General features: G+C 60.7%; 22 protein-coding genes. 5 read left to right on the top strand and 17 right to left on the bottom strand.

Features of this window, described 5'->3' with window-relative positions:
• Positions 1 to 231: 231 nt before the first annotated feature.
• The 6 genes from M5C56_RS14170 to M5C56_RS14145 form a co-directional block, all read right to left on the bottom strand.
• Positions 232 to 984 (bottom strand): outer membrane beta-barrel protein, encoded by a 753-nt coding sequence (locus M5C56_RS14170; RefSeq protein ID WP_103494596.1) that lies wholly within the window; start codon positions 982 to 984, stop codon positions 232 to 234.
• Positions 985 to 1221: 237 nt separating this feature from the next.
• Positions 1222 to 2091, bottom strand: a complete 870-nt coding sequence (locus M5C56_RS14165) for a Kdo hydroxylase family protein (RefSeq protein ID WP_103494595.1) — start codon at positions 2089 to 2091, stop codon at positions 1222 to 1224.
• 208 nt (positions 2092 to 2299) lie between these two features.
• The gene (locus M5C56_RS14160) at positions 2300 to 3088 is read right to left on the bottom strand and encodes a DeoR/GlpR family DNA-binding transcription regulator (protein ID WP_103494594.1); all 789 of its coding nucleotides are present in this window, start codon (positions 3086 to 3088) and stop codon (positions 2300 to 2302) included.
• Positions 3089 to 3182: 94 nt separating this feature from the next.
• Positions 3183 to 5069 carry a methyl-accepting chemotaxis protein gene (locus M5C56_RS14155; protein WP_103494593.1) on the bottom strand — a complete coding sequence of 629 codons (1887 nt, stop codon included), beginning with the start codon at positions 5067 to 5069 and terminating at the stop codon, positions 3183 to 3185.
• 261 nt (positions 5070 to 5330) lie between these two features.
• Positions 5331 to 6608 (bottom strand): ATP-binding protein, encoded by a 1278-nt coding sequence (locus tag M5C56_RS14150; protein ID WP_103494609.1) that lies wholly within the window; start codon positions 6606 to 6608, stop codon positions 5331 to 5333.
• Positions 6609 to 6676: 68 nt separating this feature from the next.
• Positions 6677 to 7387: a response regulator gene (locus M5C56_RS14145; protein ID WP_103494592.1), complete on the bottom strand. Its 711-nt coding sequence runs from the start codon at positions 7385 to 7387 to the stop codon at positions 6677 to 6679.
• 170 nt (positions 7388 to 7557) lie between these two features.
• On the opposite strand from M5C56_RS14145, the gene M5C56_RS14140 reads away from it, so the two are divergent.
• From M5C56_RS14140 to M5C56_RS14130, 3 genes are all read left to right on the top strand, one after another.
• Positions 7558 to 8346: a VacJ family lipoprotein gene (locus M5C56_RS14140; protein WP_103494591.1), complete on the top strand. Its 789-nt coding sequence runs from the start codon at positions 7558 to 7560 to the stop codon at positions 8344 to 8346.
• The gene (locus M5C56_RS14135) at positions 8336 to 8572 is read left to right on the top strand and encodes a hypothetical protein (protein WP_103494590.1); all 237 of its coding nucleotides are present in this window, start codon (positions 8336 to 8338) and stop codon (positions 8570 to 8572) included. The genes M5C56_RS14140 and M5C56_RS14135 overlap by 11 nt, the downstream gene beginning before the upstream one ends.
• Before the next feature lie 221 nt (positions 8573 to 8793).
• Positions 8794 to 10194 (top strand): amino acid permease, encoded by a 1401-nt coding sequence (locus tag M5C56_RS14130; RefSeq protein WP_103494589.1) that lies wholly within the window; start codon positions 8794 to 8796, stop codon positions 10192 to 10194.
• A gap of 66 nt (positions 10195 to 10260) precedes the next feature.
• On the opposite strand, the gene M5C56_RS14125 is transcribed toward M5C56_RS14130, so the two are convergent.
• The 7 genes from M5C56_RS14125 to M5C56_RS14095 all read right to left on the bottom strand — a co-directional run bounded on the left by M5C56_RS14125 (position 10261) and on the right by M5C56_RS14095 (position 17388).
• On the bottom strand, positions 10261 to 11427 hold the full coding sequence (locus tag M5C56_RS14125; protein WP_247263162.1) for an MFS transporter: 1167 nt from the start codon (positions 11425 to 11427) through the stop codon (positions 10261 to 10263).
• 41 nt (positions 11428 to 11468) lie between these two features.
• Positions 11469 to 11945, bottom strand: a complete 477-nt coding sequence (locus M5C56_RS14120) for a GNAT family N-acetyltransferase (RefSeq protein ID WP_103494587.1) — start codon at positions 11943 to 11945, stop codon at positions 11469 to 11471.
• A gap of 8 nt (positions 11946 to 11953) precedes the next feature.
• Positions 11954 to 13192 (bottom strand): phospholipase D-like domain-containing protein, encoded by a 1239-nt coding sequence (locus tag M5C56_RS14115; protein WP_103494586.1) that lies wholly within the window; start codon positions 13190 to 13192, stop codon positions 11954 to 11956.
• Between the two features lie 72 nt (positions 13193 to 13264).
• Positions 13265 to 13912: a MotA/TolQ/ExbB proton channel family protein gene (locus M5C56_RS14110; protein WP_103494585.1), complete on the bottom strand. Its 648-nt coding sequence runs from the start codon at positions 13910 to 13912 to the stop codon at positions 13265 to 13267.
• A gap of 40 nt (positions 13913 to 13952) precedes the next feature.
• A complete protein-coding gene (locus M5C56_RS14105) occupies positions 13953 to 16232 on the bottom strand; it encodes a TonB-dependent receptor (protein WP_103494584.1) in 2280 nt (759 codons plus the stop codon).
• 26 nt (positions 16233 to 16258) lie between these two features.
• Positions 16259 to 16978, bottom strand: a complete 720-nt coding sequence (locus M5C56_RS14100; protein WP_103494583.1) for a TonB family protein — start codon at positions 16976 to 16978, stop codon at positions 16259 to 16261.
• Positions 16979 to 16980: 2 nt separating this feature from the next.
• Positions 16981 to 17388: a biopolymer transporter ExbD gene (locus M5C56_RS14095; protein ID WP_103494582.1), complete on the bottom strand. Its 408-nt coding sequence runs from the start codon at positions 17386 to 17388 to the stop codon at positions 16981 to 16983.
• A gap of 189 nt (positions 17389 to 17577) precedes the next feature.
• Here M5C56_RS14095 and M5C56_RS14090 point away from each other — a divergent pair, with 189 nt between their 5' ends.
• Together M5C56_RS14090 and M5C56_RS14085 are read left to right on the top strand one after the other, a co-directional pair.
• Complete coding sequence (locus tag M5C56_RS14090) at positions 17578 to 18132, top strand: GNAT family protein (protein WP_103494581.1); 555 nt, start codon at positions 17578 to 17580, stop codon at positions 18130 to 18132.
• A 19-nt stretch (positions 18133 to 18151) separates the two neighbouring features.
• Positions 18152 to 19753 carry an alkaline phosphatase D family protein gene (locus M5C56_RS14085; RefSeq protein ID WP_103494580.1) on the top strand — a complete coding sequence of 534 codons (1602 nt, stop codon included), beginning with the start codon at positions 18152 to 18154 and terminating at the stop codon, positions 19751 to 19753.
• A gap of 149 nt (positions 19754 to 19902) precedes the next feature.
• Here the strand turns inward: M5C56_RS14085 and M5C56_RS14080 are convergent, their stop codons facing one another.
• The 4 genes from M5C56_RS14080 to M5C56_RS14065 are packed head-to-tail and all read right to left on the bottom strand — an operon-like array spanning position 19903 to position 23843.
• A complete protein-coding gene (locus M5C56_RS14080; RefSeq protein WP_103494579.1) occupies positions 19903 to 21048 on the bottom strand; it encodes a cell division protein FtsQ in 1146 nt (381 codons plus the stop codon).
• The gene (locus M5C56_RS14075; RefSeq protein WP_103494578.1) at positions 21048 to 22463 is read right to left on the bottom strand and encodes an MBOAT family O-acyltransferase; all 1416 of its coding nucleotides are present in this window, start codon (positions 22461 to 22463) and stop codon (positions 21048 to 21050) included. Before M5C56_RS14075 ends, M5C56_RS14080 begins: the two co-directional genes overlap by 1 nt.
• Positions 22464 to 22482: 19 nt before the next feature.
• Positions 22483 to 23160 (bottom strand): cell division protein FtsQ, encoded by a 678-nt coding sequence (locus M5C56_RS14070; protein WP_103494577.1) that lies wholly within the window; start codon positions 23158 to 23160, stop codon positions 22483 to 22485.
• Positions 23157 to 23843 (bottom strand): SGNH/GDSL hydrolase family protein, encoded by a 687-nt coding sequence (locus M5C56_RS14065; protein WP_100941354.1) that lies wholly within the window; start codon positions 23841 to 23843, stop codon positions 23157 to 23159. Before M5C56_RS14065 ends, M5C56_RS14070 begins: the two co-directional genes overlap by 4 nt.
• Positions 23844 to 23857: the final 14 nt, after the last annotated feature.

Raw genomic sequence — 23857 nt, 5'->3', positions numbered from 1 at the left:
GAAATCGATCAGCACGTCGTCGGCAGTTTCACTGCGTATTCCTTAACCGCTATGAAGGCCTGAGTCGCTGGCGCGTGGAGAGGGCCAGTAGCAGAGGGCTTTGGGGAGGAAAACTACTATTTCGCTAGCCCGGCGTCTAGAGGGGACAGGAAGGAATGGGACATTGCGGGTAAAAGTGCGGCAACCGCCGGGATAAAAAGCGCGGGAGCCATGGCTCCCGCGCTTCATGCATCAGAACGCGATACCGACCTTGGCACCGTACTCGTCAATCTTGAGTTTGGTGTTGTCCGCCAAGTCGGAATCACCATCCAGTTTGAACTCGGTGTGGGTGTAATAAACGCCCGCGACAATCGGCAACGAACTTTGCTGGTTGAACAGGAAGTTCACTTCGGCATAAGGGTTGGTATGGTCCTTCAGGTCCACCGTATCGGAGCCTTCGCCAGCGACCCTGATCTGCCCCTCGCTACCAATACTGCGGCGCACGCCCGCTTCGATGCGCATCGTCGCGGCATCGAACTGATGGTTGTAGCCCAGCGCGGCCTTGGCAAACGGCGAACGGCCGGTGAGCTTGATGTCGTAGTCGGCGGAGTCGGGCTCGTAGCGGGTCCAGCTGTAACCACCACCCACGATCACATCAAAGAAGTTGTGCGAGTCCAGCGCCGCACGCCAGCCGAGGTCGAGGTCGCCCTGGCCTTCCTTGAGTTTGTTGTCATCATTCTTTCCGTACTTCACTTCAACACCAGCCTGGTAGATCAGGCCGGATTCGGCGGTCATCTTGTTGCCGAAGTTATAGAACAGGCCACCAGTGGGCATATGACTTTTCTCGGACTGACTGCCGCCCTCCAGCTTGAAGTGGCTGTAGCTGCCCAGGACGCCGAATTGGGAAATAGGGTCGGTGGAGGGGGCCGCCATCGCGATCATCGGGGTGGCGATCACTGCCAGGGCCGAGGATTTGATGAACAGGTGAGTCAGACGATTGAACATAAGCACTACTCCATTAGGGTGTAAACGTGAAGAATCCGGTGGCCTATGAACAGGAAAATGATCATTTTGTTCAAAAAACATTGAGCAAATGTTCATATTTCCGTCATTTTTCTAACTCAGGCAAAAAGCGACGCGCACGCTCTACCCTGCGGCATGCCGGGTAGACGCCAATATTCGCGAGGGGGGGGCACAGCCGAGTACCCAGTCGGCCGCGCACAAGTCAGCCAGTGCGAGGCCTCAAACCAAAGGCCGACCCATCATCCGTGTCAGGATCGCCAAAGGATTGGACTGGGGATCGTACTGCTTGTCGGCAGGTATGTGCAGGGTCTGCTCAAGCATGTACTGACCGGACATGACCGCATGGGGTACCTGGTCCGAGAAACACACCCAGACCGAGCCGGCGGCAAAGGGCATCGTCACCTGCTCAGCGGTTTCCTGATAGGTCTGATCGCCCTTCATGCCGTCATGCAACTGCAACATCAGGTGGTCATATTCGCTGCGGTATGACTTGGTGATGTGCAACGCCTTCAACAGGCTGGCCTGCCAGGCCGCATAGGGTTTGGCCCGTGGCAGGAACTTGCGGGCGACCGTTTCGAAAGGCTCGCCGACACGCCACACCCGCGGCACACCCTCGGGATTGATGTTGCTGAACACCCGCAGAATCCGCTCGCCATAGTTGGGACGCGAAGGAAAGGCGTCGACATGCAGGCGACGATCATCCGCACGCCAGGACTGGGCACGGGTCTCGACCTGCATCGGACGGTAGCTGGTAGGTGCCAGGCGCAAAGCACCCTGGTAGCGGGGCAGCAGCGAGTACACCAGCGTCTGCGCCTGCTCACGGAAGCGTCCGATCATCTCGGTCAGCGCCTGTTGCACGGCAGCATCGCCTTCGGCGCCCTTGAGGTGATTATTCGCATCCAGGCTGATATTACGAGCCTTGGGTGAGCGAATATCCGGACGGAGCAAGGGCTTCTCTTCTTCCCGCAGTTCAAACGACAACCGGGGGAAATAAAGCACCTTGCCCGCTTCCAACGCAGCGATCCAGTCCGCGTTCACTTCAGGCATCCGCCAATCGGCGAAATCGATGCCTATTATCTGAGAATCCATTTCCTCAGGGGGCCTCTTTGTGGAGTAGGCCTGCAATGATGCGGCGAGCCGACCGACCATTGCAATGTTTTGTTACCTCTGATTACAAGATGTCGCTCCCAAGAGGGCTCAGCTAGAGGCCTCAACGACCTACGCGGGCGGTTCTGCAGAGCCCGGAAATCCTGACTCAGGCGACAGACGGTGAGCTGTGTCCGGCAACGTCTTTCTCTCAAACCTCCAACTGCACGACCTCGATCCCCTGGCGCCGGTAAGCCTGAATATCCCCCGACGGCACAAAGTGCTCGGTCAGCATCGTCTGCAAGCGCGTACAAGGCGCCACCACAAACGGTTCCACGGCCCCGAGCTTGTCGGCCGTGGTCACCGCCACCACATGCGAGGCGCTGTCGAGCATGGCCTGTTTCACGGCGACTTCGTCGTAATGCAGGGAGGTAATCCCCATCTCCGGGTGAATCGCGCAAACGCCGGTAAACAGCAGGTCGGCCTTGATACCCTGGATCAACCGCACCGCCTCATGCCCGCCGGAGGCCATGGTCGCCGGGTTGAGCTTGCCGCCCGCGAGGATCACGGTAATGCCCGGATGTTCAGCCAGGGTCATGGCGATCATCGGCGAACAGGTGACGGCGGTGATCGACAGCCCGGACGGCAGCGACTGGGCAATCTGCAAGGTGGTGCTGCCGGAGTCGAATAGCACGATCTGCCCCGATTCGACCCGACGGGCGGCCATTTTCGCCAACTGGGTTTTCACTTCATTGGGTTCGGCGACCCGAGTGAAGTAGTCCTTGCCGGTGTCCTTGGGACGCGGCAACGCACCGCCATGGACCCGCTGCAACAGCCCGGCCTGGGAGAGCTCGGCAAGGTCGCGGCGAATGGTGTCTTCCGACACCGCGAAATGCTGGCCCAACTCCGAGGCCATGACCTTGCCATCCCTTTCGAGCAACAACAGGATCTTTTGCCGCCGCAAATACGGCAATTCCGAAGCTTGGTGAACGCTATGCATGTTTTCGCCTGAGTCTGCATGTTTGTGCCGACTTATACGAGACTTCCGGGCGAATAGCAACTCAGGGCGAAGGGGCTCTCAGGCAAAGCGCACCTCAAATACGGAAGCCGCTGACCAGTTGCTCCAACCGAGCCGTCTGCTCCTCCAGGTCGGAACAGGCCAGCAGCGTGGCATTGAGGTTCTCCACCGCATCCTTGTTCAAGGTGTCGATCTGGGTGATGTCCATATTGATCGCCTCGACCACGGCGGTCTGCTCTTCGGTGGCGGCGGCCACCGACTGGTTCATCCCGTCGATCTCGCCGATACGCCGGGTGACCTGCCCCAGATGCTCGCCGGCCTGATTGGCAATGGCCACGCTCTCCGCGCTGTATTGCTGACTCTCGGCCATGGTCCGCACCGCCTGCCGGGAACCGACTTGCAGTTCCTCGATCATCCCGTGGATCTGCTGGGCCGAGGCCTGGGTTCGTCCGGCGAGGTTACGCACCTCATCGGCGACCACCGAGAAACCGCGCCCCGACTCGCCGGCACGGGCTGCTTCAATGGCGGCATTGAGTGCCAACAGATTGGTCTGCTCGGAAATCGCCTGGATCACCTTGAGTATCTGGCCGATGCTCGAAGTGTGGCTATTGAGCTGCTCGATCCGCGCGCTGGAGGAAAGGATCTTGGCCGACAGTTCATTCATCGCCTGGATCGAGCGCTCGACCACCCGCCGTGCCTCATCCGCCGTGTCCCGCGCATCGGAGGCGCCTTGTGAGGCATCCGCGGCATTCACGGCGATCTCCTGGGCCGCGGCACCCAGTTGATTGATGGCCGCCGCGACACTGCTGGTGCGATGGGACTGGTTGTCCGAGTTGCTCATCGAGGCGTTGGAGGCGTTGACCACCCGGCTGGCCACCTGGCTCAAGCGGGCGGTGGTCGAGGCCACTTCGCGGATCGAACCGTGGATACGCTCGACAAAACGGTTGAAGGCCCCGGCCAGGTTGCCGAACTCGTCACGCGACTGGATCGGCAAACGCTGCGTCAGGTCGCCATCACCCTGGGCAATGTCCTCCAGTGCACGGGTCATATGGTGCAAGGGTTTCATCAACAATCGGATCAACAGGCTGAGCAGGACAAAAGTGATGGCCAGCAGCACGACGGTGGCGATCACCACAGAAAGACGAAACTTGGCCAATGCCGCGTAGGCTTTATCCTTGTCGACGGCCAGGCCCACCGACCATTTCACCGAAGGCAGGCCCTGCACAGGCATGAACGTCAGCAACTGCGTGCTGCCCGCCTGATGCACCTCGGTCAGATCGGCGCCGATCCGCGCCGGCTCCATACCGTAGATATCACGCAGGTTCTTGGTAACCAGGGTCTTGTCGGGGTGCACGAGGATATTGCCGTCGGCACTGACTAGAAAGGCATAACCGATGCCGCCGAAATCCTGGGCATTGATCATCCGGGCCATCTTGTCCAGGCTGATATTGACCCCAAGCACACCCAGAACCTGGTCGCCAGACTTGATCGGCGCCGCCTCGCTCATGACCAGATAGTCGCTGCCCACGCCGATATAGGGTTCGGTCAGGATCGGACCGTTTTTCACCGCATCCGAATACCAGGGCCGCTGGCGGGGATCGTAGCCGTCGGGCATGATCCGTTCCGGGAAAATGTCGAAGGCGCCGTCACGCGTTGCCCTGTAGCTGGCGACAAAGGTCGAAGTGAGCGCAGGCTGCTGAAGCAGAGTACGGACCTTTTCCTTCGCGGGGTCGAGCGCGATGACCTGGGCCATGGCGTCCACCAGCAGCAAACGATCGCTCAACCAGGTTTGAATATTCTGGGCCAGGACCTGCCCGGTAGTGTGCAAGTTGTTCTCGATATTCCCACTGATTTCATTGCGCTGTTGATAATCGCCATACAGTGCGAACACCGCAAAGACCACAACAACCACGGTAGAAACGGCGAGCAGGATCTTTTGACTGAACTTCAAGCGCATATTCATGGTTTTGGCTACTGCACAATGGAGGGCTTTTTGTTTGGTTTTATATCAAGGCAGGGCAAAACAATGGGCAGGGCGAAAATCACCCTTAATGGAGAAAGTTTCAGTGTTAGTTAAAAGACTGTCAAACAACAAATATCCGGGGGCTGGCATCAAAAAAACTGATCGCCCCTGGAGTTACAGTGTTCTCTTTACCGTTGTATGAAGTTGCCAAGATTTTATTTGTGAAAGGACGTGATAACAAACACATCCTCCGGGCACCACCTACAAGGCCCCTTGCACCGGCAATGCCACCAGGGCGATCAACCCGCCATCAGCCCGATTGCTCAGGATCAGCGCCCCCCCCTGTTCCAGCACAATCGCCCGCGCCGCCGACAACCCCAGTCCGACACCACCGGTGCTCTTGTTACGCGAACTCTCCAGCCGGAAGAACGGTTCGAACACCTGCTCAAGGTAATCCGCGGCGATGCCCGGCCCACGATCCTGCACGCGGATCAGCAGCCGTTCTCCGTCCGGTTCCAACTCGATCGATGGCTCACGACCGTATTTGATGGCGTTATCCAGCAAATTGCCGATGACCCGCTTCAACCCCAGCGGCCGCCCGAAATATACCCATCTGGACGGTCCCACGAAGTCGACCTCAATCCCCTGGTCGCGATAATCGTCCACCAGGGTTTGCAGCAACTCCGCCAGGTCGAAGGACGTTGCCTCTTCCAGGCGCGCATCGTCACGGAAGAACTCCAGTGCCGAGTTGATCATCGCCTGCATTTCATCGACGTCGCGAAACAAGCGCTGCTGTTGTTCCTCATCCTCGATGAACTCACCGCGCAGGCGCATACGGGTCAAAGGCGTGCGCAGATCATGGGAAATGGCCGCAAGCATCTGCGTGCGGTCCTTGATGAAATGCTGCAACTGGGCCTGCATGGCGTTGAAAGCGAGGATCGCCTGACGGATTTCATGGGGCCCGACCGGTTCCACCGGCGGTGCCCGGAAGTCAACGCCAAAACGCCGTGCGCCCTGGGCAAATTGTTGCAGGGGTCTGGCCAGGCGACGGGTGGCGATCAGCGTGACGACAGCGGTGGAAATCAGCACCAGTACGATCACGATCAGCCCACGCGGCCCCTCCTCCAGCCCCCAACTGCGTGAGGCGGCGGAAAACATCAGCCAGGAGTCATCGTCCAACTGGATCAGCAAGGCATAGCGCCCACCTGGGCCTGGCCAGTCGGAGGGCCGATAGGCCTCGATCCGGCGGTTCGGCGCATTGAGAGCCCGGCGTATGGCCTCCGATCCCCGACCCCGGACTTCTTCGACGATTTTTGGCTGGGCGATATCCTGACGGTCGAGGTACCAGTTCACCTGCATATTCGGATCGCTGACCACCGCCGCCAGACGCGCACGCTGCCCGGGCTCGGAGGCTTCGATCACCCGACTGATGGAGGCGATCTTTTCCAGCAGGCCGGTCTCGATCAGGGAGGGATAGGCCCAGACACCAGCCAGTTTGACAAACAGCGCGTTGAACCCCAGCGCCGTGAGCATGGCCATCAGGATGGTCAGGGCGATCCAGCGTGCCACCGTGTCCTTGGGGCGATAACGCCCGGCTCCGAAGCGGCTCACTGGCGTGTCACATCAGGGGTGAACAGATAGCCGCCATTGCGCACCGTGCGAATCATCGCCGGGCGCTTGGTATCGAACTCCAACTTGCGCCGCAGGCGGCTGACCTGGACATCGATGCTGCGGTCGAACGCGTCATGGCTGTGCCCGCGCGCCAGGTCCAGCAGTTGCTCGCGGGTGAGAATGCGCTGGGAATGCTCGACAAATACCAGCAGCAGATCGAATTCCCCCGCCGACAGCGGGATCATCACCTGATCCGGCGAACGCAGCTCACGCCGGGTCAGGTCCAGTTGCCAGTCGGCGAAGCGGATCAGCGGGCGCGGCACTTCACCGGTCAACGGTCGGCTTTCCCCCGCCCGGCGCAAGACCGCCCGGACCCGCGCCAGCAACTCGCGGGCATCGAAGGGTTTGCCCAGGTAGTCGTCGGCGCCCATTTCCAGGCCCACCACCCGGTCGCTCAACTCGCCCATGGCGGTCAGCATGATCACCGGGGTCGCGTACTGCCGACGCAGGCGCTGGCACAGCATCAAGCCATTCTCCCCTGGCAGCATCAGGTCGAGGATGATCAGGTCCGGGGCCTGGCGCTCCAGCGCGGCCCACAACGCGGCGCCATCAGCGGCGACTTCCACCGTGTAGCCGTGCAACACAAAAAATTTCTTCAGCAGGGCAAGGACCTCGAGGTCGTCGTCCACGATCAACAGACTGCTCACCGGCGGCCATCACTCGAAGTGGGAAAGAGCTCCATCTAAAACCATTCGCCGCGCTCCGTCATATATTTCAATGCGGTAACAAACTGTCAGCGCAGCAATAAAGCAGACATCTTTGCGCAAGGCGCGGCTGCCAGCATCAGCCTCCCGTATTTCGCAGAGACCGTTTGCCCATGCCCCCGCTCAAGTGTTCGCCCGCCCTGCTCCGTCACGCCGCGCTGTTGCTGACCGTTTCGTACCTGGCCGGCTGCAGCAGCTCGGCCCCGGTGGCGAGCGCCAGTTGCGCGCAAGTCGACCATCCAGTGTTCGACCCGGCCCAGCGGGTCAATCGGGGAATTTTCGCCTTCAACCAGGTCGTCGATGACTATGCCCTGGCCCCCGTGGCCCGTGGGTATCTCCACCTGCCGAATTTCTTCCAGCGGGGTGTGCATAACTTCACCACCAACTTTGGCGAGCCCAAGGTCTTCGTCAACGACTTGCTGCAAGGCAACCTGAAACGTTCGGCCACAACCCTGGGGCGTTTCACGGTCAACACCACCCTCGGCGTGGCGGGGCTGATCGATGTCTCGGACCCGATGGGCATCCCCCGCCACACCGCCGACTTCGGCCAGACTTTTGGCGTCTGGGGCATCGGCAACGGGCCCATCGTCGAGCTGCCGCTGCTGGGCACCGGCAACGCCCGCGACGCCGCCGGGCGTGTTCTGGGGCTTGCCTTCAACCCCTTCGGCACCCACAGCGACACCGTCAAGACCCTGGAGACGGTCAACCTGGTCGGCGGTGTGATCGACCAGCGTGCCGAACTGCTGCCGCTCACCGACAGCCTGAAAAAGCTGCCGGACTACTACAGCGCCCTGCGTAATGTCGTCGCCGAACATCGCGCGGCTTTCGTGCAGGAAGGCAAACAGGGCAGCACCCAGCCTGAGAAGGACCGCTGCCAGGGAGCCGCCCAGGATGGTTTCTGAACAGCGGGCATTGATCCTTGAGCAACGGGTGAGCAAGCGCGCCGATACTGACCTGCACTGCCATGAAGTCAGCCTGCGGCTGTCGGACGATCGCCGCCACCTGATCCTTAGCCACTACACCGAGCACTACAGCCCGCAAGGCTCGCAATGGGTCGAACGCCATCAGCAGGTGGCCATGGACGATCTGTTGCGCTGGCTTGCCCACCGGGCGGAGCAAGGCGCCTGACCTGGCGCCCTTCTCATCGACCTCGAGTGTGGACCCGGCACCCTCGAGGCTTGCCACGCTCCTACAGTTTCTTCTCTATTTACCCCTCGAACCCGCGTAATACTTGAGCCCCGCACCTTCGGGATTTAATATCCACGCCGCTTATGTCGAGCATCAGTACCGGTTGCACGCCTGGCCCGCTCAGGTCGACACCGAGAAGAAAAACTAGAGAAGGTGAAGCAATGACGGGTGAAAACCTGACACCGGGTTTGCTCAAGCGCGGCCTGAAAAACCGCCATATCCAGCTGATTTCCCTGGGCGGGGCCATCGGCACCGGGCTGTTCCTGGGTTCTGCCGGCGTACTCAAGTCCGCGGGCCCGGCAATGATCCTCGGTTATGCGATCTGTGGGTTCGTCGCGTTCCTGATCATGCGCCAGCTCGGCGAGATGATCGTCGAGGAACCGGTGGCCGGCTCGTTCAGCCACTTCGCCCATAAATACTGGGGCGGCTACGCCGGCTTTCTCTGCGGCTGGAACTACTGGGTGCTCTACGTACTGGTGGGCATGGCCGAACTCACGGCCGTCGGCAAGTACGTGCAGTTCTGGTGGCCCGATGTACCGTCCTGGGTCAGCGCGGCGGTGTTCTTCGTGCTGGTCAACCTGATCAACCTGACCAACGTCAAGGTGTTCGGCGAAACCGAATTCTGGTTCGCGATCATCAAGGTGGTGGCGATCATCGGCATGATCGCTCTCGGTTGCTACCTGCTGATCAGTGGCACCGGCGGCCCGCAAGCCTCGGTCAGCAACTTGTGGAGCCACGGCGGGTTCTTCCCCAACGGTTTCAGCGGCCTGCTGATGGCGCTGTGTTTCATCATGTTTTCCTTCGGTGGCCTGGAGCTGGTGGGCATCACCGCCGCCGAGGCCAGCGAGCCGCGCAAGGTGATCCCCAAGGCGATCAACCAGGTGGTGTTGCGGATCCTGATCTTCTACGTCGGCGCCCTTACCGTGCTGTTGTCGCTGTACCCGTGGGACCAGTTGCTGACCACCCTCGGTGCTTCCGGCGACGCCTACAGCGGCAGCCCGTTCGTGCAGATCTTCGCCCTGATCGGCAGCGACACGGCGGCGCAGATCCTCAACGTGGTGGTGCTGACCGCCGCCCTGTCGGTCTACAACAGCGGCGTGTACTGCAACAGCCGCATGCTGTTCGGCCTGGCCGAGCAAGGCGATGCACCGAAATCCCTGATGAAACTGAACAAGCAAGGCGTGCCAGTACGGGCGATTGGGGTCTCGGCGCTGGTGACCTTGCTCTGCGTGGTGGTCAACTACGTGGCCCCCCATGAAGCGCTGGAGTTGTTGATGGCGCTGGTGGTGGCCTCGTTGATCATCAACTGGATCGTGATCAGCCTGACCCACCTGAAATTCCGCAAGGCCATGGAACGGCAAGGCGTGGTCCCGGGCTTCAAGGCGTTCTGGACACCGTTCAGCAACTACCTGTGCCTGGCTTTTGTCGCGCTGATCCTGGTAGTGATGCTGATGATTCCGGGGATCAGTGTCTCGGTGTATGTGATGCCGTTTTGGGTGTTGTTTATCTATGGCTTGTACCGGCTGCGGCTGGCCAAGGGCCGGATGCGTACCGTCAGCTGAGACGCTGGCTTGATAGACGACTTGAACACTCAGGGGACCGCAAGGTCCCCTTTTTGTGGCACCGAGTTATAGAGAACTTTCTTTCTGCACTTCTGCGGCAGTGCCAAATAGAAAGCCCGACGTCAAAACCAGGAGCACGAAGGCGATCAGAAAAAACCAAACGCCCGAGCTTCCGATCAAGCCGGCAATGATCGGCATCGTGACAAACATGATGATCTTGCCCACCGTGGCAAACCCCGAAAGAAAGGTTGAGCGCAGGTGAGGGGGTGCCATTTTCACAATAAAAGCGCCACTGAGCGACGACAGCAAACTGCATGAAAAGAATGCCAACACCAGGTACAGCACCACCAGGCTCGGAATGACAAAACTCAACGCCATGACCAGCACGGTCGCTACAAGCCCAAGGTAGGAAATCACTTTCAACCAGGATGTGCCGTGGAGGGATTCAATGACTTTTCCTGACAAGGACTGCGCCATCAGAACGACAAAGAACACCGCCCCCAGTAGCACGCCCAACGGCAGATTGCCGTGTTCGATATCGGCCAACACCTGCCAATACTGAATCAGCGACTGCAGCACCAGACCGTAGCCTAGCGCCAGGAGAATCACTGCCTGCCCGACCTGCCCGTTCTGCCTGAACACCTCCCTCATACTGGCCATATCGGCTTTCAAGCGCCCCATCATTGCGCGATCTTTGGGCGCTTTAAAAAAGTTGTCCGAGGGCAGGAACCAGGTAATGAGCAAGACCACCGACATCAGCAGCGCCGCCATGAACCAGGCTAGCCTTGGCTCCAGCGTAAACACGCCGGCTCCCAGCAAAGAGGCGATCCCCATGAAGAAGAACTGATTTTTCTGATAGCGGGCAAATATCGTCACGGCCTGGTGATCGGCCCCCTCGCTTTTCGACACATCATACAAATAGGCACTGAAGGTGCCTGACATCATCCCGAGCGACAGCGCATTAAAAAATTCCGCCAGGAGAAAGCCATAGAAGCCCTCGCTTATCCCGGTCAACGCCAGCCAAATCGCGGAGAAAAGCACACTCAACGCAATGGAAAACTTTCGGCTGTAGTGATCGGAAAAATAAGAAAGTGGAATATCGATAAAGACGATGACCGCCGCCTGAAATGACTTCAACAGACCGATCTGCGGTAGGCTCAAACCGGCGCGAATCAAATAGGCGACGGAGAAGGCGCCGATCAGCATTCGCACACAGGCGTAGGCGATACCCACGATGTGTACCGTCAAGGTAGGTGAGTACCCTCTTCGCACGATCATAAAGATAAATCTCCTGGTGCTCGAAAGGCACGGCGATACTTTACGAACCCTCTCTTCGTACTCCCGACAAACCCTGCCCGTTCAAAGAAACGATGAGCGGCCTCGCGCTCGCCGGAACTGAGCAACATGATCTTCGAACAATCCGTTCGCAGGCAGAAGGCCTCGATAGTGCGGAACAAAGCGTCGCCGATACCACTCCCGCGAACAGCAACATCGACCAGCACATTCTCCAGCACGGCAAACGGCTGGAAACCGAACATCGCATCACTGCACAACAACAGCAGCGCCGTGGCGCAAACGCGCCCTTCCAGCTCGCCGACAAACAATTCGCTATGCGGATCCTGGGCGATCTGTGCAAGGCGTTCAGGCAAGACCTGTATCGCGCCGTTGGTGACCAACTGGTGATACAGGCCCTCGATAGCCTGGGCATCATCAGGGCACGCGGCCCTGATAATCAGTGCTGCTTTCAACATCGTGCCGATCAAGGCTTGCCCGGATGCGGCGCCGGATAATCCCGGGCAATATCCAGCGGCCAGGCATAGGGCCCGTCCCACAGTTGCTCATGCAAGGCCTCGATCCGCTCGGCCATGGCGCTGTTGTGCATCACCACTTCCAGGTTGCGCGAGTTGTCGAGGTAGCCGCCGAGCCAGTTGCTGGTCCCGACCCAGGCCACCTGCCCGTCGATCTCCATGGCCTTGCTGTGGATAACTCGCGCATAGGGGATAAAGCCCTGCGGGTCCTGCGGCAAGGTGACGATCTTGACCTGCACATTGGGCAGGACCGCCAGGCTCTTCAGGTAGGCAATCTCCGGTTTTCCGGTGTTCCAATCGGAGACCATCAACTTGATCGACACCCCGCGCGCCGCCGCCGCACGCACCGCATTATCGATCACGGCGTAGTACGGGCGGGTTTTGTCCGGGCCGTAGGACAGCGGTGCATAGTCGAGCAATTGCACTCGCACTTCATGCTTGGCCTCGGCCAGCAAACGCGGTAATTCCAGCTGCGAATCGCCAACGCCCGGCGGGTTGTAGCGTTGCGGGCTGGCCACCAGATAGTTACCGGTGCGCGCCGGTTCTTTCCCGGCCTTGGGCAATGGCACCGGCTTGTTCGCCGCCAACGCGGCCTGGGCCTTCCAGTCCTGGTCGAAAATCGCCTGGACCTGGCCGACCATCGTTGCCTCGCTGACAAGCAAGCCGGTTTCATGGATATGCTCAAGCGAGCGCCAGTCGAAATTCTGGCTGCCGATAAACGCCTGCCGACCGTCCACCACCAGGTACTTGGCGTGGATGATGCCACCACTCAGGCGTGCGTAGGGCAGGACGCGGAAGGTCAGGTTGGGGATCTTGCGCAGCCGTTCGAGGGTGGCCTCCTCGGAGAGCTTCACACCCTTCTCTTCCAGCAGGAAACGAATCTTGACGCCACGCTTGCCGGCGGCTTCGAGGCTTTCAATGACCTTGTCCATCACCGAACCGGGATGGTCCGCGGCATAGAACTGGCCGATATCGATGCGGCTTTTGGCGCCGTCGAAGAGCTCGATCCAGACCGGACCGGGTTGACGCAAATCGGGGGCGCCGAGATCGGTGGCGAGCGGGACGGTATGCACCAGCTCGAAACCGGGAATGGAAAAGTCCGCCTGGGCCAGCGGACTGAGCAGCAGGCCGACAAGGCCCGCCATGCCGACGCGAAGCAGTGTCGGTTGAAACTTAAGGAAGCTGCGCATAAGACTCTCTTCAATCAATGCACCGTCCCCTGCCGGCTCGTACCGACAGGGGGCGGAGAGGGAGCCGCGAAATCAGGCCGTCTGCAACTGCGCCGGGCTCGCCGCCCGATGTGTTACTTCAGCCTGCACACGAGCACCGGTCGACGCGCGGATCAGCAACATCTTGAGCTGGTCGTTGATGCGCTCCAGGCTGTCCTGGAAGAAGTTGTGGAACACCACGCAGAACAACGCGATGGCAATCCCCAGGCCGGTGGCGAACAAGGCCGTCCCGATACCACCGGAGATCTGGCCCGGGTCGGAGACACCGGCACTGGCCAAGGCCTTGAAGGTGTCGATGATGCCGAGGATGGTCCCCAGCAAACCCAACAGCGGCGCGGCGGTGGTGATGGTCTCGATGATCCACAGGCTGCGGGCCAACGGCGCGCGACTGGCCAGGTACTGGGTGTCGATCACATCGTCCAGGTCCTTGCGCGGACCATGGGTGGCCTTCTGTGCCAGCACCGCCGAGGCCATGTCCAGCGGCAGGCTGTCACGCCGGGTCAACGCCTGCGGCAGGTCCTTCGCGCTGTGCACATGAGAGCCCAGTGCCTCCATCAGCGCCCGGGCCGAGCGCCGGACATAAGCGAAGTAGATGGCGCGCTCGATGGCGATAAAGATCGCAATCGCCAGGGCCGCATACATCACATAGAAGGTGATTTCGTGAAGCAGGTTCATGTCCATGATCGGGTGACCTCTGTCGGTAATACGCGTGGGACAAACATCAGAAATTCGCTTCCAGCGACATGGTCACCGTGCGATCCAGGCCCACGATGTAGGCCGGGTCGCCATCGCGGAAACCGCTGTAGGTCGCCGAGTTGGTCTTGGTGGTGTACACGCCGTCCAGGTACTTCTTGTCGAACAGGTTGTCGACGTTCAGGCGCAGGGTCGCGCTCTTGACCACCTTCTTGTCCACCGGCAGGTAGATACCGGCGCCAAGGTTGAACACGGTGCGTCCGGAGATGGCTTCGTCGTTGGTCAGGTCGCCATACAGCTTGCTGGTGTACTTGCCACCGAAGGTGCCGTAGAACAGGCCGTCGTCATAACCGATATTGGCCGCCAGCATGTTCTTCGGCACGTTGGCGAACTGCTTGCCGGCAGTCGGCAGCAGGATGGCCTTGCCGGCGTTGTAGACGGTCAGGTTGTCCTTCTGCTCGGCGCGGGTGTAGGTGTACGAGGTATAGAAGTTGAAGTTGTGCGGCAGCAGCCCGCTCCACTCCAGCTCCAGACCCTTGTTGTCGACACTGCCGGCGTTGATGTCGGCGAAGTCGCCGTTGATGTCCTTGGACGACACCTGTCGGTTCTCGAACTGCATGTAGAACAGGGTGGCCGCGATGGTCATGTCCTGTTCGGTGTAGCGCCAGCCCAGCTCATGGTTCCAGCTGGTTTCCGGCTTGGAGTCGATGGAACCCGCCCCCTGGTCATACAACACGTAGTTCTGCGGCACACGCATGTTGCGTGACAGGCTATAGAACAACTGGTCATGCTCGTCGAGCTGGTATTTCAGGCCGGCGTTGGGCAGCAGCTTGTTGTAGGTCTGGTGACGTTTTTCCGCTTTCTCGGTGATGCTGCCGTGGTTGGTACCGTCACGCTCGACGTTCATATAGGCGAGGCCGGCCACCAGGGTCCAGTCCGGGGCGAAGTACCAGGTGTCCTGGGCCCAGACTTTCTGTGCCGGGGTCACGGTGAAGCGGTCACGACCCTGGACCTCTTTGCCATTGGCATCGACCACATAATCGGAATCCGGCCAGATACTTTCCGGCTTGCCACTCTGCTTGAGACGAATGAACGGCTGGGTCTGGCTCTGGCGCGCGCGCTCATACCAGTAGCCGAATTGCAGGGCGTGGTCGCCCAGATCCCAGTTCAGCTTGGTGGTGATACCCGGACGCCAGGTCTGGGTCCGTGAAGGCCGGTAGTAGACGCCGGTGTTCGGCTGGCCGTCGGCGTTGTACTGGGCGGCGCTCGGCAGGTTGCTCAGGTCGAAGACCCCGCCGACGTTGGAGCCGCTGTTCAGTGCATAGGCCGAGCTGCCGACGCCACTGCCGTTACCCCAGTAGTAATACGGGATCACCGACAGCGACAGGTTGTCGGCCAGTTTGAACTGGGTGTTGAGTACGCCGGTAAAGGTCTGGAACGGGTTGAGCGCCAGGCCCTCGTAGCTGCTGATCTTGCCGTTGCTGCCCAGGGCCGGAGTCGACGGATAGGGGTCGTAGGTACGCCCGTATTTCTGGAACTGGGCCTTGGTCAGCTGGCTGTAGCTGGCGTTTTCCTGCTCGTGATACTTGAGGATCAGGTTCGCGGTGTTGCCGCTGCCCATGTCGAAGAAGCTGTTCCACTCGACCTTGTCGGCACGCTCGGCGCCGTTGCCGCGCCATTTCTGGCCTTCGGTGTGGGAGAACGACAGCCAGTTGCTCAGGCCGTTGACCTCACCGGTATTGAGCCGGGCGAAGGTCTTGGTGGTGGCATGGCTGCCGACCACTTGCTTGACGAAGGCCCCGGTTTCCTTGGTCGGGCGAATGGTCACCACGCCGATGTTGCCGCCGCTGGAACCGATGTGCGGGCCGTCGGCCTCGGACGAACCCTGGGTGACGAAGATCTGGTCGATGTTCTCCGGATCGCCCAGCAGGTTGGCGTACAAGGCATAGTTGCCGGAGTCGTTGATCGGCATGCCGTCGATGGACATGCCCACCTGGTCGGAGTTGAGTCCGCGCATGGTGAAGCGGAAGCTGCCCAGGCCGGTGGCGTCTTCACTGGAGATGTTCAGGCCCGGGGTGTACTTGAGTTTGTCGATGGCGTTGCCGGTCGCGGTCTGTTTATCCAGCGCTTCCTTGGTCACCGTGGAGCGCCCCTTGACGCTCTCCTCCTGGACCATGTAACCGCCACCCACGGTCGCCTTTCCCTGGACACCGATGGTACCGACGTCACTGTCGTTACTGTCCGCCAACGCGACACCTTGGCTCATGCTCGCGGCAATCAATGCCAGGTGAATCTTTGAGAAGCTCATCACTGTATTCCTGATCGTCGGTGCTTTTATTGCACGCTGTAGTTGAAGGTGGCGGTGAAGCGCTGCTCGTTACGTCCGCCAAAGGCTTGTTCAGGGAAAGGCTTGACCTGCTTGATGCGATGCAGGCTGTTGGTTGCCGCACGGTTGAGCAGCATGCTCGGCGCCGGGGTCTGGATCCCGGAGTCGAGGACACGGCCCTGCCGGTCCACCAGCAACCAGACCACCACCTCGCCGCTGGGGCGTTCGAGGGAGGCCTGACGTCCGGTGGGGTACTGCTTGTAGGTATCCAACTCGTTGCGCAGGCCCTTGAGGTAGCCGCCCTCCAGCGCCTGGCCGTCGACTTTCGGCGGCGGCGGTGGCGCGGCCGGTGCCGGTGCACGGGCGACCACGGGCTCGGCAGCGGGCTTGGCCTCGACCGGCTTCTCCGCCGGTTTGGCCGTCACCGGCTGTGGCTTGGGCACAGGTTTCGGCTTGGGCTTGGGCTCAGGTTTTGGTTCGGGCTTTGGCATCGGCTTGGGCGGTGGCGGCGGTGGCGCGGGCTCGGCCTCCTCGTCCTCGATCACCGGCGGTGGAGGTTCTTGCTCAACCACCGGCTCAGGCTCGACCAACGCCAGCTCGACCGCCGACTCGTCGTACACCGGCTGGACCTTCAGCGGCTGGGACTGGATGCCCATGGCAATCAACACCAGCGCCACGATGGCCGGGACACTGCCCAGCCACTGACGGACTCGAAACAGGACGTACATGGTCAGGACTTACGCGTGGCGATGGAGACGGACGTGAAGCCACCCAGACGCAAGGTGTCCATGACTTCCACCAGGCGCGCGACTTCCACGCCCTTGTCGCTGTTGACGATGATCGTCGACTTGGTATCCGGCCTCTGCGCCGCCTTGAGTGCCGACACCAGCGCGTCCACGGCAATGTCCTTGCCGTCGAGTTGCAACTGGCCGGCGAGCCCCAGGGTGAGGATGAATTTGTTCTGTGGTTTGAGCTGCTGCGAACTGCTCGCGCTCGGCAATTGCGTCTTCATGCCCAGTGCCGGAATCACGTTCAGGCTCACCAGTACGAAGAACACCAACAGGAACATCATCACGTCGATCATGGGGATCAATTCGATGTGTGCCTTGCGCTTTTTGGGTTCGTCCCAGGTTCTCATTCCGATGCCCTCATTCGATTAGGGGCGCCAAGCTAGCAACGGAAAATGACCGAACGGTTAACATTAATTTACGATTTGAAGGCTCTAAACCGGGCCTTACAAGCTGTTACACAGTAAATTTATCCATGTAATGAACACGACACAATGTTGGTACAGTCTTGCAAAATTTGACTAGATGGACCTCCCACCATGAGTGTCGCCTTACCTCACCTGAACACCCGACGCCTGCTATTGAAGCCCTTACAAGCGGAGCAGGCGCAAACGTTGGCGTGGCTGGCGGACGATCCGGAAATCGCCAGCAACACGGGGGCGCTCCCCTCGCCTTACACCGTCGAACATGCACGGGAATTCATTGACGATCAGGAAGAGCAATACCGCTCCGCTCGTCAGATGGGACTGGGTATTCATTTGAGTGAAAATCGTGAACTGATCGGCGTTATCAACCTGAGACTCTCACCGGCCCATCACAGCGCGCAGCTGGGATATTGGATCGGGGCGCAGCATCGCAACCGTGGTTATGCAGGAGAAGCCGTCGGCGCGATGCTCGAGCACGGCTTTATCGAGCGCAAGCTGCAGCGCATTGCTGGTCATTGTTTCAGGCGCAACAAAGCCTCCGCACGGGTCCTGGACAAAGCCGGACTGCGCTACGAAGGCTGTCTGAAAGGCTCCTTTCTCAAGAATGGGGTCTACGAAGACATGCTGCTGTACGGGCTGTTGCGTGACCATTGGCAACCTCTCACCTGATCATCCGCGAGCCGTGTCCATGAACGATAAGCTTGTACCGAGCGAAAGCGAAAAGGGGGTCGACCAGGACCGCCGCCGAATTATCACCGGACTTGCCGGGGCGGCGGTTTTGTCGATCCTCAGCCCCTTTGCCCGTAGCGCGGGAGTCGATTATCCCTTCACCCTTGGGGTGGCTTCGGGGGATCCACTGCCGGACGGTTTTGTTATCTGGACCCGGCTGGCGCCGCTGTTCAACGCCGCCGACGGCAGCGGTGGCCTGAGCAAACCGGTGCCGGTGCGCTGGCGGGTGGCGAGCGACGCGGCGATGACCCGCCTCGTCAAACAGGGCGAGGTGGTGGCCGACCGGCGTTTCGCCCACTCGGTGCACGTCGAGGTCGCCGGGCTGGAAGCCGGACGGCCCTACTGGTATCAGTTCGAAGGGCTCGGCGCGCAAAGCCCGGTGGGGCAGTCACGGACCACCCCGGCGCTGACGGCCATGACCCCGGCACGCCTGGGTTTCGTCTCCTGCTCGCATTGGGAGCGCGGCTATTTCAGCGCCTACCGGCACCTGGCGGCGGAACAACCGGACCTGGTGTTTTTCCTCGGCGACTATATCTACGACAGTTCCTACGCCGCCGATTCGGGCAAGATCATCCGCCCCCATGGCACCGGCGACGCCGTCGACCTGGCGGGCTATCGCAACCGCTACGCGCTCTACAAGACCGACCCCGATCTCCAGGCCCTGCATGCCTGCGCCCCCTGCGCCGCGACCTGGGACGATCATGAAGTGCAGAATGACTACGCCAACAAGTGGTCACAAAATCCGGCTGTTTCCACCCGTGACTTTCTCCTTCAGCGGGCGGCGGCCTACCAGGCCTTCTACGAACATATGCCGCTAAGGGCCAGTAGCTTGCCGAGGGGACCGGACATGCGCCTCTATCGACGACTCGACTACGGCCGGCTGGTGCAATTCCATATCCTCGACGGCCGTCAGTACCGCTCCGAACAGCCGTGTATCCCGCCCAATCGCAGCCACCAAGGGCATGTCGCGCCATCAGATTGCGCGGACCTCAGCGACCCGAAACGCACCATGCTCGGCTGGGAACAGGAAGCTTGGCTGGAGCAGGGTTTTGCCCGTTCGAAAGCCCGCTGGAACGTGATTGCCCAGGACCTGCTGGTGGCACCGCTGATGCAACGCGATCCGGCCAGCCAGGCATTGGGACATTGGACCGATGGCTGGGATGGTTATGGGGCGACGCGGAATCGGGTGTTGGCGTCCATCGAACGCAGCAAGGTGAGCAACCCGGTGTTCTGGGGCGGGGATATTCATTCGTTCTGGACCACGGACCTGCACGCGCGCCCAGGTGATCCGCAGTCGAAGGTCGTGGCGACCGAGTTCGTCGGCACCTCGGTGACCTCCGATGGGCCGCCATTCGAGTTGTTCAACGGCGTGTTGCCGCTCAATCCTCACGTGCGGTTTTTCGACAGTCGCCAGCGTGGTTATGTTTCGGTCGAGGTGCAGGAGCAAAAGATGCTGACCTACTTCCGGGTGATCTCCGATCCCCGGGATGTGAACGCCCGCGTGTCGACGCTCAAGCAGTTTGTCGTGGAGAGCGGGCGGGCCGGGGCAATCGAAGTTTAACCGGGGGACCGCGTTATCGTTCATCGCGAGCAAGCTTGCTCCTACAGTTTTGTGTCGTACCGTGGTTTTGTGAACGACACAACTCTTGTAGGAGCAAGCTTGCTCGCGATGCAGGCGACAGGGTCTGACAGGCCACCTTCATATCCAGCTCAAGGCAACCGCACATTCCCGTCATAGGGCGTCTGCAGATCCCGTTCCGGGATCTCCCAGATCAGCAACTTCGGCGGCGTCTGCTTGAATGCCGGGCTGTCGAAGTAGGCTTTCGCCGCCCCGGAAAACTCGCCACCATCCTTGGCGAAATTGCCCACCGGCGCGCCCACCGCCGCCTCCAGGAAACCGACAAAATTCGAGTTGCGCGAGAACGATGTACCAATCAACGCCGTGTTCGGCAAATTGTCATCACCAAACAGATCGTCAAGGTTCTCGCCTGTCGCCGCATCAGCCTTCTCCTTGATCAGCGTCGCCGCCACGCTCTCGGCCTTCGGCTGCAACGCCAACGGCAACCAGTCGATCCCCGCCAGGCGCACCAGGTCACCCGGTCGCACGGCACTGGCTTGCGTACTCAGTTCATAGCTCTTGCGCGGCGTCGCGCTGAACTTCAAGGCACCGACCGCCTCGGCAATCCGCCCCGCCGCCGCCTTGGCCCCGGCCTCGCTCCAGTGGGTATCGGTACGCAGGAAAGCGCCCTCCCCCAGCGCCTGCAAACCTGACGTCAGATCCACCGCCGCCACGCCCGCGCCTTGCAGCCCGGTCAACCAGGCGGCAATCCGTGGCTGGAATGCAATCGGACGCCTGAGCGAGCACAACTGCGCCGCCGCGATCCGGCTCTTGTCCGGCACCACCGCCACCAGCAACTCGATGCCGCGTTTGCTCAACGCCTGGCGCAAATCAAGCACCGCCTGCGCCTTGGCCTGGGCATTGGTCGCCGCGTTGCGGTTCACGCGCAATTCGTCACTCAGGAACAACCAACCCGGACAGCCCTCGCGCACCCGTGGCCCGAGGTCGCCGTCGATCAACCAGCTGCCGCCGCGCTCAAGGTCAGCAGCCTGCTTGGGCAATGGCGCATCCGACAGCGTCTTGGCGAAACGGTGGGTGATCTCGCCATGCAGGAGCATGTCCGGCGTCACCACCTTGGGCACGAACTCGATCGAACCCTTGATCATCAACCAGACGCAGGACAAGGCCCCCAGTGCCAGGAACAAGGTGAATATCACGCCCGCCAGGGGACTGGCGCGCATCGCCAGCGCACTGGGCGGCGTGGGTGCAACGGACGGGGATTGCGTTGGCTGGTTCATCAGAATTGAAAGTACAGAAAGGGCACGGCTTCACGGCTGGCGATCAGAGCGAACGACAGGGTGAACCCGAGCACGGGCCAAAGGGCCGCAGCCAACACGAACAACTCGTTGCCTGCGAAACGTCTTTCCAAACGGGGCTGCAACAGCGGCGCGAGAATGCACGCCAACCCGAGCAACGCCGCCAGTCCATGCACCGGGCGCAAGGTCACGGCCAGGGCGTCGCCCAGGGCAAAACCGTGCTGGCCGAACTGGCCGCCATACATGCTCAGGGCCGTGGCGAAGTCCGGCGAACGGAACAGCGTCCAGGCCAGGCACACGAATAACAGCGTAGCCACATGACAGGCCCAGAGCGGCAACCCTGGCAGGCTGGAGCGCGACCAGGCCCGGTCGACACACAAGGCCACGCCATGGGCCGAGCCCCAGAGCAGGTAGTTCCAGCTGTCGCCGCCATGCCAGAGCCCGGCGATGGCCATGGTCAGGAACAGGTTGCGATAGGTTTTCCACACGCCTTTGCGATTGCCGCCCAGGGCGATATACAGGTAGTCCCGCAGCCAACTGGACAACGACAGGTGCCAGCGGCGCCAGAAGTCCTGGATGCTGTAGGCCAGGTACGGACGGTTGAAGTTTTCCGGAAAGTGAAAGCCCAGCATCAGTCCCAGGCCGATGGCCATGGCGCTGTAGCCGGCGAAGTCGAAAAACAGTTGCAACGAGTACGCCAGGCAGCCGATCCAGGCGTCGACAAAGGACGGGTTGTCCAGATGGAAAGCCACGTCCACCAGCGGTGACAAGGTGTCGGCCACCAGCACTTTCATGCACAGGCCGATCATGAACCGGCGTGCGCCAAGGGAGAAATTGAACCAGTTGAAATAGCGCTGGTTCAGCTCCCGGCGAACCCAGTCATAACGAATGATGGGCCCGGCAATCGAATGACCGAACATGGAGATGTAGGTGGCGTAGTTGATAAAGCTGCGCTCCACCGGCACCACATGCCGGTGCACATCCACCAGGTAGGAAATCGCCTGGAGGACGATAAACGACAACCCCGCCGGCAAGGCCACACGCTGCCAGGCCATGGGCATGGCACCGTAATAGGTGATCAACTGGTTCCAGGTCGCGGCGAGGATATTCGCGTACTTGTACCAGCAGAGCACCAGGGTGTTGATCACGATCAGCGCGATCAACAAACGTATCCGCCCCCGCGAATCCTCCCGCGAGCGGTCCACCAACAGGCCGCCGACCCAGGCCAGCAGGGTCAGCACCATGTGCAGGAACAGGAACAGCGGGCTCAGCCAGCCGTAGAACAACCAGCTGCCGATCAGCAGGATGACGTTACGCCAGCCCGGGCGGGCCAGCGCATAGACCAGCAGAAAGGCTGGCAGGAACAGCGTCAGGAATTCAAGCGAGGCGAAAACCATGGCAACGGGCGCTTCCGATTCAGTTGGACAAGCTATCCGTGGCGGTAATCAGGCGAGGCCCCGACGACGATGGCAGTAATAACAAACTGTAGCGCTTGTTCGCCTCCAATGCGCCGAGTTCGACCGCCGAACCCACCGGACTTCCGGCACAGACCAACTGCACCGCCAGCGAAGCCCGCGGGTTCAGTTCCTGACGCCGAGGGTTACCCGGCGGCGCCTTCTGGAACAGGTCGACATCGCGTCCGGCCAGGTTGATCCGGGCGTCAGTGCAAGCCGGGTCGGCATCGAAAAATGCCAGCGAGGCCTTGAGCTGGTTGGGGATATCGAAGGCTTCGCTGATCACTACTTGTCGAATGCCTTGCTGTGCATCCGCCAGGGCGAACACCGTGGCGAAATCGCCAGCGTTGACCTTCACGTCCAGGGCCACGCTTTTGCCGTCACGGCTCAAGCTGCCCCTGATCGGTTGACCACCGGATACCGGAATAAAGCCGCTGACCACCTGGCCCTTCTCCAGCTTCAGGCTACTGCTCGCCCCTTCGGGGGTCAGTTCCAGGGGCGTGTCGACCGCGTTGACGAAACGCAGATAGGCCGAGTCCTGGGACGGGCCGGTGGGGTACAGGGCAATCGGCCCACTGAAGGCACTGGCACTCAGGGCCAGGCCGGCCAGGGCGCCAACGGCATTGAAAATCCGTTTCACTTTGCAGCTCCTTTCACTGCCGTGGCGGGCAGTTCGTTCAATGATTTGCCGATGGCCGCTGCCCATAACTTGTAGCCGGCGATGGTGAAGTGCTGGCCGTCGGAGGTGGTCCACTCGCCGGGCTTGGAAAACTTCGTCGAGTCGATATAGGTGCACGGCGCGACCATATTGGCCAGGGTGCCCGCCACCAGTTGGGTACGGACCTGGTTCTTGCCGTACTGGTTTTCGTTGGTGTTGCTGCCGTTGGCCTTGCCCCATGCAGGTCCCACCCAAACACACTTGGCACCGCTGTCGGCGATCTGCTTGGTCAGCGCGGTGACACTCTGGTAGGCCCAGACCTTGGGAAACGGCGTGGTCTTATAGGAGGCCATGGTGTCGCCCATGATCAGGACCACCAGGTCCGGTTTGTCCTTGGCGATCACGTCCTTGATCGGCTGCGTGTCGAGGGTGCCGCGACTCATCACCTTGATCTTTTCACCCGGTTCGCGAATCGCCCCGCAATCGAGTTTCAGCTTGGGCGTGACCCAGTCCGCCGGGTTGGCGCCACAGGCACCGATGGCGTGAACCTGGGCGCCTTGCTGGGTCAGGTTGTCGTAGAGCGGGTTCATCAGCGAGTCGGGAAAGCTCATATGGCTTTCGCCAATCACGAGTAGGGTCAAACCAGCCAGTACGGAAGAAGCCATCAATCATTTCCTCG

It is taken from the genome of Pseudomonas sp. MWU13-2862 (assembly GCF_023242495.1).
In the GTDB taxonomy this organism is placed as follows: domain Bacteria; phylum Pseudomonadota; class Gammaproteobacteria; order Pseudomonadales; family Pseudomonadaceae; genus Aquipseudomonas; species Aquipseudomonas gingeri_D.
The sequence above is the reverse complement of the archived record's forward strand: the minus strand, read 5'-3'. Positions and strand labels throughout refer to the sequence as shown.

Coding starts and splice junctions, on each gene's coding strand:
- M5C56_RS14170 (WP_103494596.1), bottom strand. CDS start 984: ATGTTCAATCGTCTGACTCACCTGTTCATCAAATCCTCGGCCCTGGCA.
- M5C56_RS14100 (WP_103494583.1), bottom strand. CDS start 16,978: ATGTACGTCCTGTTTCGAGTCCGTCAGTGGCTGGGCAGTGTCCCGGCC.
- M5C56_RS14115 (WP_103494586.1), bottom strand. CDS start 13,192: ATGCGCAGCTTCCTTAAGTTTCAACCGACACTGCTTCGCGTCGGCATG.
- M5C56_RS14130 (WP_103494589.1), top strand. CDS start 8,794: ATGACGGGTGAAAACCTGACACCGGGTTTGCTCAAGCGCGGCCTGAAA.
- M5C56_RS14160 (WP_103494594.1), bottom strand. CDS start 3,088: ATGCATAGCGTTCACCAAGCTTCGGAATTGCCGTATTTGCGGCGGCAA.
- M5C56_RS14105 (WP_103494584.1), bottom strand. CDS start 16,232: ATGAGCTTCTCAAAGATTCACCTGGCATTGATTGCCGCGAGCATGAGC.
- M5C56_RS14155 (WP_103494593.1), bottom strand. CDS start 5,069: ATGAATATGCGCTTGAAGTTCAGTCAAAAGATCCTGCTCGCCGTTTCT.
- M5C56_RS14065 (WP_100941354.1), bottom strand. CDS start 23,843: ATGGCTTCTTCCGTACTGGCTGGTTTGACCCTACTCGTGATTGGCGAA.
- M5C56_RS14080 (WP_103494579.1), bottom strand. CDS start 21,048: ATGAACCAGCCAACGCAATCCCCGTCCGTTGCACCCACGCCGCCCAGT.
- M5C56_RS14085 (WP_103494580.1), top strand. CDS start 18,152: ATGAACGATAAGCTTGTACCGAGCGAAAGCGAAAAGGGGGTCGACCAG.
- M5C56_RS14165 (WP_103494595.1), bottom strand. CDS start 2,091: ATGGATTCTCAGATAATAGGCATCGATTTCGCCGATTGGCGGATGCCT.
- M5C56_RS14150 (WP_103494609.1), bottom strand. CDS start 6,608: ATGGCCATGCTCACGGCGCTGGGGTTCAACGCGCTGTTTGTCAAACTG.
- M5C56_RS14075 (WP_103494578.1), bottom strand. CDS start 22,463: ATGGTTTTCGCCTCGCTTGAATTCCTGACGCTGTTCCTGCCAGCCTTT.
- M5C56_RS14090 (WP_103494581.1), top strand. CDS start 17,578: ATGAGTGTCGCCTTACCTCACCTGAACACCCGACGCCTGCTATTGAAG.
- M5C56_RS14135 (WP_103494590.1), top strand. CDS start 8,336: ATGGTTTCTGAACAGCGGGCATTGATCCTTGAGCAACGGGTGAGCAAG.
- M5C56_RS14110 (WP_103494585.1), bottom strand. CDS start 13,912: ATGGACATGAACCTGCTTCACGAAATCACCTTCTATGTGATGTATGCG.
- M5C56_RS14095 (WP_103494582.1), bottom strand. CDS start 17,388: ATGAGAACCTGGGACGAACCCAAAAAGCGCAAGGCACACATCGAATTG.
- M5C56_RS14120 (WP_103494587.1), bottom strand. CDS start 11,945: ATGTTGAAAGCAGCACTGATTATCAGGGCCGCGTGCCCTGATGATGCC.
- M5C56_RS14140 (WP_103494591.1), top strand. CDS start 7,558: ATGCCCCCGCTCAAGTGTTCGCCCGCCCTGCTCCGTCACGCCGCGCTG.